The 11,217-nt window shown below is 60.1% G+C and carries 4 protein-coding genes and 1 pseudogene; 4 read left to right on the top strand and 1 reads right to left on the bottom strand.

The genetic code is table 11. The features are described 5' to 3' along the window. Window positions 1-105: 105 nt before the first annotated feature. The 4 genes from BLS13_RS20005 to BLS13_RS19990 all read left to right on the top strand — a co-directional run bounded on the left by BLS13_RS20005 (window position 106) and on the right by BLS13_RS19990 (window position 10,034). Window positions 106-1,851, top strand: coding sequence for a type I secretion system permease/ATPase (locus tag BLS13_RS20005; protein WP_093454780.1), 1,746 nt, complete (start codon window positions 106-108; stop codon window positions 1,849-1,851). Continuing rightward, complete coding sequence (locus tag BLS13_RS20000; protein ID WP_093454779.1) at window positions 1,844-3,172, top strand: HlyD family type I secretion periplasmic adaptor subunit; 1,329 nt, start codon at window positions 1,844-1,846, stop codon at window positions 3,170-3,172. Before BLS13_RS20005 ends, BLS13_RS20000 begins: the two co-directional genes overlap by 8 nt. A 215-nt stretch (window positions 3,173-3,387) precedes the next feature. Beyond that, window positions 3,388-6,240, top strand: coding sequence for a calcium-binding protein (locus BLS13_RS19995; RefSeq protein WP_093454777.1), 2,853 nt, complete (start codon window positions 3,388-3,390; stop codon window positions 6,238-6,240). A gap of 533 nt (window positions 6,241-6,773) precedes the next feature. Beyond that, window positions 6,774-10,034, top strand: coding sequence for a calcium-binding protein (locus BLS13_RS19990; RefSeq protein WP_176943707.1), 3,261 nt, complete (start codon window positions 6,774-6,776; stop codon window positions 10,032-10,034). Here the strand turns inward: BLS13_RS19990 and BLS13_RS19985 are convergent. Then, window positions 10,031-10,797, bottom strand: a pseudogene (locus BLS13_RS19985) (IS5 family transposase). The gene BLS13_RS19990 and the pseudogene BLS13_RS19985 sit on opposite strands and share 4 nt — an antisense overlap. Window positions 10,798-11,217: the final 420 nt, after the last annotated feature.

The raw sequence follows: 11,217 nt of genomic DNA, 5'->3' as shown, positions 1-11,217 counted from the left end.
TCGACATATCCCCATGATCCACCTCCAACGAGGTTGAATCACAAACTTCTCCGCTTGGGAATCAATCGATTCACAAAATCAGCGCGACGCTCTAGAAGTAGCGCGATGCGCGCGACATTCCCGACATTATCGATAGACGAACTCGCGCCCGAACTCTCCGCGGCGATCGGAGCGTGTCGATCGTTCGTGCGGCAACTCGTGGTCGCGAGCATCGCGCTCAACTTGCTGGTGCTCGCCGGCTCCATATATATGACGCTGATTTACGATGTGGTGCTTCCGGGCGGGAGCCGGGAAACGTTGACCGGGCTGGCAGTCATCGTGACCGCGGCTTACATCTTCCAGGCCGCTCTCGACCTCATGCGAACGCGGATGCTGATCGGAATCGGCTTGCTGTTCGATGGCCTGCTCACCGAGCGCACCTTTTCGCTGATGATGAACCGATCGCTCGGTTCAGCGGGACCCCAGCTCATTCGCGACCTCGACAATGTCCGATCGTTCCTGACGGGCAGCGGCCCTGTCGCACTTATCGACATGCCATGGATGATATTTTTCGTCACGGTCCTGTTCTTCATTCACTGGACACTGGGCCTGACCGCACTCGTGTCCGGTCTCGTTCTGCTGGGGTTGACGCTGCTGGCCGATCGCAGAACCGGAGAACCGGCCCGGCGCGCCGCATCGGCTGCCGCCGGCCGGGCATCCTTCATTGACCAAGCCTTCCGCCATGCCGATGTAATCGACGCGCTGGGAATGCGCGGCTGGATTGTCCGGCGCTGGTCGACGTTGGCCCGCCCCCTCGCTGACGCACAACGCAAACATGGCGGTGCAAGTGCGACCTTCGGCTCGGTCAGTCGCGTATTTCGGTTGTTCACGCAGTCGATGGTGTTGACGGCCGGAGCGCTCCTCGTGCTCGACGGCAAGGCATCGGCCGGCATCATGTTCGCGAGCTCCATTCTCACTTCGCGCGCGCTTGCGCCGGTCGAAAGCGCAATCGCAAACTGGAAGGGCCTCGCCGCCGCGCGACTGTCCTTCGCTCGTCTGAACGATCAGCTGAAAGCCATGCCGGCGCGGCCCCCGCGCCTGCCATTGCCGGCACCGGAACGGCATTTCGTCGTCGAGGATCTCTCCGTCAAGGCCCCCCTGGGTGAACTGCCGATCGTCACCCGCGTCTCGTTCCGGCTTGAAGCGGGTGACGGCCTGGCATTGATCGGCCCCAGCGGCGGAGGCAAATCGACGCTCCTTCACGGACTGATCGGAATCTGGCCGATCGAAGCGGGCGAAGTGCGGTTCGATGGCGCCGCCATTTCGCAATGGGAGCCGGACGCAATCGGCCGCCATATCGGATACCTGCCCCAATCGGTGGAATTGATGAGCGGCACGATCGCAGAAAACATCTCGCGCTTCGATCCTGCGGCCACCATGGATGACATCATCGCGGCGGCGCGACAGGCTGCGGTCCACGATCTCGTCCTGCGAATGCCGAAAGGCTATGAGACGCCGATTGGAAGTGATGGCCAGTCCTTGTCCGCCGGACAACGGCAGCGGATCGGACTCGCGCGCGCCTTGTATCGCAATCCCTTTCTGGTCGTGCTCGATGAGCCGAACAGCAATCTCGACGTCGAAGGCGAAGCTGCGCTCGCGGCGGCCGTGATCGCCGTTCGGCAGCGCAAGGGCATTGTGATCATTGCCGCGCACCGTATCGAAATTCTGAAAGTTCTGAACAAGATCGGCGAGATGCGCCAGGGTCAGTTGGCGCAGTTCGGACCTCGCGACGCGATATGGAAGGGAATTCTCGATCGCGCGAAATCGCTGAGACCGGTCAAGACGGAGATAACGGCGGTGCGCGATGCTTGAGGTCATCCGGAAGCGGAGCGATCGGCCCGAGCCGGAAGATGTTTCCGCGTCCGTGCTGCGTCAGACCGGCCGGCAAATCGATTATACCGTGGGCCTCCTGTTCCTGGTGCTGTTCGCGCTGGCAACGTTCGTCAGAGTGGGAGGGGCCGTGGTTGCGCCGGGCAGCATCAGCGTAGAATCGAGCATCAAGCAGATCAGCCATCCTACGGGCGGCGTGCTGGCCGCGATTTTCGTTCGCGATGGATCCCATGTGAAGGCCGGCCAGGCGCTGATGCGCCTCGACAGTGCGCTAAGCGGCATAACCGCCGCGGCCGCGGGCGGAAGTTATTTCCGTGTTCTCGCGCGGCGCGCACGGTTGCAGGCCGAGATCGATGGCGGCTCACCCATTTTTTCCAAAGAACTGACGACGTCCGCCGATCCGGATGCAAAAGCCGCCCAGCAGGCGGAACTCCAGCTGTTTGCGATGCGAAAGCAAGCGCGCCGAAATCAGCGATCGCAGCTCAACGAGCGCCTCAATCAGATCGAACAACAAAATCGTGCATCGCAGGCGCAGATCGGCGATGCGGAGCAGCAGCTTCGGCTCATCCAGCCGGAACTGGTGGGCATGCGTGAATTGTGGAGCAAGAAGCTCACGACGATCGGAAGGCTCAATCAGCTCGAGCGCACAGCCGTCGACATTTCCGCGAACAAGTCCGGCAACGAGGCCGCGTTGGCGCAAGGGCGCGCGCGCATGGCCGAAATTCGCGCGCAGATCATCCAGATCGATCAGGATCTGCGCAGCACATCGGGCGCCGAGCTCGCGCAAGTCGACGTGCAACTCGCCGATCAGGCGGTCCGGCGCGCGATGACACAGGAAACCTTCGATCGCGCGGTATTGCATGCCCCACAGTCCGGCTTTGTCGACAAACTTGCCTTCAGCACGGTGGGTGGCGTGATCCCGGCCGGCCAGACGATCCTCCAGATCGTTCCCGACCAGGACCGGCTGATCGTGGAGTCCGCGATCAGCCCCAACGATATCGATCGCGTCCATATCGGGCAGTCCGCGCGGGTTCAGTTCACGGGCTTCAATCGCCAGACGACACCCGAATTGCGGGGCATGGTGACCCGCGTCGCACCGGATCGCACAACAGATCAGCGAACGGGAGCGGCGTTCTACAGCGTGCGCATCATGATTTCCGATCAGGAATTGAAGCGGTTTGAAGGTCTCAAACTCGTGCCGGGGATGCCGGCCCAGGCCTTCGTCGAAACCGGCCGGCGATCGTTATTGTCGTTCTTGCTCAAGCCGCTGGGCGATCATTTCGCGCGGTCGTTCAGGGAGTGAAGCCGGGTGGCTATCGGGTAGAGATTCACTCCATATCGGGTATATTTCGGTTTGATTGTGCCGTGAGGGCGTGCGAGCCGATTATCCTGACAGATCGATTCGCGCCGAACGCTTGCCGCTGTCCGGAAGGCAAGTCGCATGCACAGGATTGAGATATTCGATTTTGCCGTATTCTGCGCGACTGGCGCGATATGGCGCCTTAGCGGGGACCGAATGTGACGCAGGTAATTTCAGGGGCACAGACTGAATATATCAACACCGCGGACCTTTCCGGCGCGCCTGCATTCGATCTAAACGGCGATGGCGATCGTCTGATCAATCGCGGTGGGGCGAGAATATCGTCATCAGATTCGGCCACTGCGGCGATCCGCGTAACGGGCCTCGGCAGTTACATCTATAACGACCAGTCGGTGATTGCGTCCTTCAACTCAAGCGACACGGCTCCAGTCATTTCGGGCAGCGCCGGCGCGGATGTCCTGGAAAATCACGGTTTAATTATCGGCCGGATAAACCTGGGCGATGGCGACGATGGCGTTCACGAATATGGCACGACATTCGGGCGTTATGACCTCGGCAATGGAAACGACACGTTCGAGGCAAGCAGCGTCCACAATCTACCCTCGATCATCGGCGGAGCAGGCATCGATACGTTGCTCTTGTCAGGAACGATAAGCCAAACCTTCGGCAATCAGTTCTCAGGACTGGAAAATTTGCTGGTTGGTGCGAATGTCGCCAATATTCAATCTTTCTCTGGTTTCTCATCCGTCTCTCTCACTTCTTCCGGATTGAATAATTTCCTTTTTTCAATAAATCCCAGCGCCGATTTGAATATCAATGGGGCCTCCATCGCAACTGTTGGCCCAGGTTCGGTATTTAACAATATTATTGGCACAACCAAGGATGAGATGGTATCCGTAAGCAATTTCGGTGAAGTGCTTGGAAACGTAAATCTAAATGATGGCGATGACGCCTTTACATACAGCGATTTTTCTCGGAGCACTTATAGCAAAACACCTCCAGATATTCACGGGCTCATTAACGGTGGTGATGGCTTTGATATTTTGAATATACTTGTAGATTCCGGAAGCATTCTTGATTTAACGCCCTTTACGAATTTCGAATCTATAAATTCCGGAAGTTTTTCATCTACAGTTTCGAATATAACGCTTCTGAACGCCAATAATTACTCAACAATTATTCCGGATACTGATGGGCTATTGATTCTTTCCCACTCTGTATCGCCTAACGCGAATGTCGGTCTCGCGATCGGGGGCGGCACACTCATACTCGATCAGACGAGCACGGTCGGCAGCGTTGGCTACGACGTCGCGCATTTCCCCAGTCCCAATTATGTAAATCAGCATGTGAACGTCAGCCTGTCATCTACCTTCACCAACGCAGGCACCGTTCTCCACGATATCGGCCTCTATTTGGGCAACGATGTGTATGATGGCCACTCCGGTCACGTCGGCGGATCAATCTACGGCTTTGCCGGTAACGACACTATCCTGGCAGGGTCTGATAACGATCATATCGACGGCGGCGCAGATGACGATCTTATAGACGGCGGCGCGGGTTCGGACACACTGAGTGGCGGAACGGGCAACGATGTCTTTCGCTATGCGAGCGCAGGCTTCGGCGCTGATACTATCCTGGATTTTGCACATGGCGACAGGATCGACCTGTCCGCGCTAGGCTTTACGAGTATCAACGGCCTCGCATCAACGATCTCGACCGTCCAGGCCGGCGCAACCCCGACCGGCTCGACCTTCATCGCGCTCAACGACTTCGGCGGATCGATAACCCTGGTCGGCATCCTGCCGTCCGATCTGACGAATGCGGATTTCATCTTCGCCCCCGCCCCGCTCAACCTTCAGGGAACGAGCGGCGCCGACACGCTGTTTGGCGCCGGAGCGAATGACGTGCTGGCCGGCGGTGGCGGTGACGACACGCTTTACGGTCAAGACGGTAATGACACCCTGTTCGGTGAGATCGGTAACGACACCCTGCTGGGCGGCCTGGGCAATGACACGTTGTACGGCCAGGATGGCAATGACGTCCTGCAGGGCAACGAAGGCGACGATACCGTGGTCGGCGGCGCCGGCAATGACGCGCTCTATGGCCAGGACGGGAACGACGTGCTGTGGGGCGAGACCGGCGACGACACCCTCGCTGGCGGCAATGGCGATGATCTGCTTTACGGGCAGGACGGTTCCGACACTTTGTTCGGCGAAGCCGGCAACGACAATCTGCAGGGCGGCATCGGCAACGACACGCTCTATGGCCAGGATGGCAATGATGCCCTCCAGGGCGGCGACGGCGAAGACACGCTTGTCGGCGGAGCCGGCGACGACGGCCTGTACGGCGACGCGGGCAATGACACGTTGTTCGGTGAAGCGGGCAATGACGCGCTGGCCGGCGGCGCGGGCAACGACCTGCTCTACGGCCAGGACGGCGATGATGCGCTGTTCGGGCAGGATGGCGACGATCTGCTGCTGGGCAATGACGGCACCGACCTGCTCGCCGGTGGCAACGGCAACGATGCCCTCTATGGCAATGACGGGACCGACACATTGTACGGCGAGGCGGGCAGCGACAGCCTGTTCGGCGGCAACGGCAATGATGCGCTTTATGGGCAGGATGACGGCGATGTCCTGCAGGGCGAGGCCGGCCAAGATGTGCTCGACGGTGGCGCCGGCAACGACTTCCTGATCGGCGGCGGCGACAGCGACCAGTTGATCGGCGGCAGCGGTTCCGACGCCTTCTTCTTCACCGCAAGCGCCGACGCCCCCGACGCGATCTACGACTTCAACCATTCCGAAGGCGACTGGCTGGGCTTCCAGGCTTCGGCTTTCGGCGTGGCCGCCGGCACCCATCTGGTCGATGGCGGCAGCTTCCTCACCGGTGCCGGCGTCACCTCCGTTGCCGCCACCGCGACCTTCTATTTCGACACGACCACGCGGGCGCTGTGGTTCGACGCCGACGGCACGGGCTCCGATCCCGCCCATGTCGAGGCCTTCCTCCTTAACACGCCAGCGCTATCGGCCGCGGACTTCTACTTCTTATAGCGATCAATCCTATCAGGCGTGCCGATCTTTGGTACACAAAGATCAACCATCGACTTCTGACGTGGTCTCACTACATGCTTGATAAAGCATAGGGGAACGATGTGCCGACGATCATAAACACGGACACAGTATGGACCACCGGGTCAGTGCACAACCTGACGTCCGACATTCAGATCGCACCCGGAACGACATTGACAATACAGCCGGGCGCTATTGTAAACGCAGCAGGGCATTTGATCGATGTTTTCGGCACGCTTTCAGCAATAGGGACGGATGAGCAGCGCATAACGCTTGACCGCTTGAGAATAACATTCGGGAACGACTCGAACGACCCCGGCAGGTTAGACATCAGTCACGCGAACATGCTTGGCGGCACATTCCTGCCCGCTCTCGGAAACGGTTCTTACGGTTCCTTTTCGATCACAGACAGCTTCATATACGATGCTGCGGCATCCTATATCTGGTACCCAACCAGCAGAAGTGTGCTTTCCGGCAACGTATATATCGACTCTGTCGGCCTGAGCATCGGCACGATGAAGAATGTCGAAGTCACCGACAATGTCTTCCTGAACTGGAGCCCCTCCACCTATAACGGCTCTGGTGCAGTGGTGAACTGGGCCACCTATAGCCCCGCCACGCTGGATGTCAGTGGCAACGACTTTCTTGATATTGGCAAGGTCGCGCTGGCTGTTTCGATCGACGGAAAGATGTCAGCCGCGCAAAACTGGTTCGGAACGACCGATGTTACAATCATCAACGCGGTTATCACCGACCGCAATGACGATCTTCAGTTGCCATCGATCATCGCACATACGCCGGACCTTACGGCGCTCAGCACAACCACCACTGGCCGTGTCGGCACGACCGGCGGCGATCAGCTGGCCGCCGATGCCAAGCATGCAATCCTGCTGGCGCTCGATGGCGATGACGTGCTGATCAGTTCTTCCGGCTCGAACGTCCTCATCGGCGGCAACGGAAACGATACGGCAAGCTACCAGTCGGCGGCGCAAGGCGTGGTAGCTAGTCTCGACACCGGACCAGTCGCGACGCCGGGATCGACCCCGCCCTTATTCGTGTTTGCTACATCGCATGAAGGATCGGCGATCGACCTGCTTCTTGGAATCGAAAATCTGCGCGGCGGCGCATTCGCCGACCAGTTGACGGGCGATGGCGGCATCAACCGGCTCGAGGGCGGCGGTGGCGACGATATCCTGATGGGGGGCGACGGTGCGGATGTGCTCGATGGCGGCGCGGGCTATGACATTGCCAGTTACGAGAACAGCGGCGGCGCGATCGCCGTCGACCTCGGGCTGGGTACGCACACCGGCCCCGGCGCGACCGGTGACACCTATTTGAGCATCGAAGGCGTGCGGGGCTCGGGGTTCAGCGACATATTGACGGGATCGTCCGGCGACAATGTGATCGAAGGCGGCGCGGGCGACGACATTCTGGAAGGCGGCGCGGGCGTCGATACCGTGTCTTATGCCGGAGCAGCGTCTTCAGTCTCGGTGTCCCTCACCCTTACAGTGCCCCAAGCTACCGGCGGCGCTGGCATCGACACACTGACCGGCTTCGAAAACATCGTCGGTTCCGCTTTCGGCGACACGCTCGTCGGCGATGCGGGCGCAAATCGGTTGGAAGGCGGCGCCGGAAACGATGTCATTTCGCCTGGGTTGGGAGCCGACCAGATTCTTGGCGGCGATGGCGATGATACAATCCGTTTCAACGCGATCCAGTACACAACCCAAAACTTGCCCGCTGGGCAAATCGACGGTGGCGCGGGCTATGACACGGTCGATCTACGATTTGTATCGCCCGTTACGGTCGGCACGCTATCTGGCGGTGTATTAGGCATGCATGTCGGATCACAGACCTATACCCTGACGAACATCGAACTCATCTTACAGGGGTCGGCAAACGATACCGATTTTCTTCCCGACAATCAGAAAACCCCGATCGAAGTTCGGGCTGGGGAAGGCAATGATACCCTGTTCGGCAGCGGCGCCTATAAACTGTTCGGAGAAGGGGGAGATGATCGTTTTTTCGTCTCTGGCACATTCGGGCAACCGACCAGCGGACTCGTCGATGGAGGCACGGGGAGGGATAGACTGGAGACCAACATTGGGTTTACCGTCGATCTGGCGGCGGGCACCGCGACGGCCTTTTCCGCTTTATATCAAATCAGCAATGTCGAAGATGTGCGAGCTATTACGGCCGGTTACACGTCGACTATATTGGGCGATGACAATGCGAACACCTTCGATGTTTCGACGATTTCCGATGATGGCCATGCGGGAATTACTTTCGACGGACGCGGCGGCAATGACACGCTGACGGGCAGCGCGGGGGCCGACACCTTGACGGGTGGCACAGGCAACGATGTGCTCAGCGGTAGCGGTGGCAATGACGTTCTGGAGGGCGGGGCGGGCGATGATATGCTCGACGGGGAAACTGGCATCGACACAGCCTCTTACGCGAGCGCAGCTTTCGCTGTTTCGGTCGCGCTCACGCTCGCGGGCCCACAGGCCACCGGCGGTGCCGGAATCGACACGCTGACCGGCTTCGAGAACCTGATCGGATCCGCATTCGACGACGGCCTGATCGGCGACGCCGGTGCGAATATGCTGGCGGGCGGCGGAGGCTCCGACGTGCTTGCCGGCGGCGTCGGTGACGACACGCTTTACGGTCAAGACGGTAACGACACCCTGTTCGGTGAGATCGGTAACGACACCCTGCTGGGCGACCTGGGCAATGACACGCTGTTCGGCCAGGATGGCAATGACGTCCTCCAGGGCAATGAGGGCGACGACACCACGGTCGGCGGCGCCGGCAATGACGCGCTCTATGGCCAGGACGGCAACGATGTCCTGTGGGGCGAAACCGGCGACGATACGCTGGCCGGCGGCAATGGCGATGACCTGCTCTACGGGCAGGACGGGTCCGACACTCTGTTCGGCGAAGCCGGCAACGACAATCTGCAGGGCGGCATCGGCAACGACACGCTCTATGGCCAGGATGGCAATGATATCCTTCAGGGCGGCGATGGCGAAGACATGCTTGTCGGCGGAGCCGGCGACGACGGCCTGTACGGCGACGCGGGCAATGACACGTTGTTCGGTGAAGCGGGCAATGACGCGCTGGCCGGCGGCGCGGGCAACGACCTGCTCTACGGGCAGGACGGCAATGATGCGCTGTTCGGGCAGGATGGCGACGATCTGTTGCTGGGCAATGACGGCACCGACCTGCTCGCCGGCGGCAACGGCAACGATGCCCTCTACGGCAATGACGGGGCCGACACGCTGTTCGGCGAGGTGGGCAGCGACAGCCTGTTCGGCGGCAACGGCAATGATGCGCTTTATGGGCAGGATGACGGCGATGTGCTGCAGGGCGAGGCCGGACAGGACGTGCTCGATGGCGGTGCCGGCAACGACTTCCTGATCGGCGGCGCCGACAGCGACCAGTTGATCGGCGGCAGCGGCTCCGACGCCTTCTTCTTCACCGCGAGTGCCGACGCCCCCGATGCGGTCTACGACTTCAACCACAATGAGGGCGACTGGCTCGGTTTCCAGGCTTCGGTCTTTGGTGTGGCCGCCGGCACCCATCTCGTCGATGGTGTCAGCTTCCTTACCGGCGCCGGTGTAACCTCCGTCGCCGCCACACCGACCTTCTATTTCGACACGACCACACGGGCGCTGTGGTTCGACGCCGATGGAACAGGCGCCGATCCCGCCCATGTCGAGGCCTTCCTCCTCAACACGCCAGCGCTATCGGCCGCCGATTTCTATTTTATCTAGGTCGTAGACTCATAATTGCGGAGCCAGAGCCGCATTGAGGCGAGCTGGACCATGGCGAGGAAGTTTTCGGCGAGCTTGTCGTATCGCGTGGCGACGCGGCGGAAGTGCTTCAATTTGGAGAAGAAGCGCTCGATCAGATTGCGTTCGCGGTAGAGCCGCTTACTGAAGCAGGGTTTCCACTTCCGGTTGGATTTCGCCGGGATGTTCGGCGTGGCGCCCTGATCCTCGATTAAGGCGCGGACGCGGTCAGCGTCATAGGCTTTGTCTGCCAGCACGATGGTGCGAGGGCCGAGGTGATCGAGCAGCGCGTCAGCGATCTGCCCGTCATGCGCCTGTCCCGCCGTCAGGCCGAGCCGGATCGGGAGCCCTTGCGCATCGACGACGGCGTGGATTTTGGTCGTGAGCCCGCCTCGGGAGCGACCGAGACAATAATCTCGATCCCCCTTTTTGCCGTCGCGGCCTGTTGGTGGGCGCGAACGGATGTGCTGTCGATCATCTGGATTTCGCCGTCGTGCGCGGCGGTGATAGCGTCCATCATCTTGTCCCAGACACCAGCTTTCCGCCATCGTACGAAGCGGTTGTAACAAGTGGTGCGCGGCCCGTAGCGCTCGGGCAGATCGTGCCATGGCGCGCCGGAGCGCAGCACCCAGAAGATACCGTTAAGCACGCGCCGGTCATCGACGCGCGGCACGCCTCGCGGTTTGTTGGGCAGTAGCGGCTCGATCACGCGCCACTCGAAGTCGGTAAGGTCATATCGGCTCATGAAGAGCCTGAATCAGAAACTGGCTCGAGATGGAAGCATGAACGCGCTCTTGCCGACATTGCCCGCCGTCGTCAGGCTTGATAGCCTGAGCACATGTGGACGTTTTACCTCTGGAATTTTGCGGCTCTTGCGGCCGCCATTTACTGCATAGTCAAGGCCGTCATCGATCTTCGTGCCCGTCGGTACGCTTGGGGGATCGTCGGCCTAGCAAGCGCGGCGGTGTTCCTGCTCACCCCCATCCAAACTCACGCAGTGAAGGTCGACCTACCCGCAGCTGCAAATTAAGCGCCGCACAAATTTATGAGTTCACGACCTAGTCTAGAGTATCGTGCCGTTAATCTGATCCATACCCAGCTTTGACGAAGAAGTTGGAGCATTCGTCGGGTTGATAGAGGTGACATATGTCGCCGATGGCATCGA

Origin of the sequence: Sphingomonas sp. YR710 (genome assembly GCF_900101455.1) — a bacterium.
GTDB lineage: Bacteria > Pseudomonadota > Alphaproteobacteria > Sphingomonadales > Sphingomonadaceae > Rhizorhabdus.
Note: the sequence above shows the minus strand (reverse complement) of the source record. Positions and strands in the feature narration are given on the sequence as shown.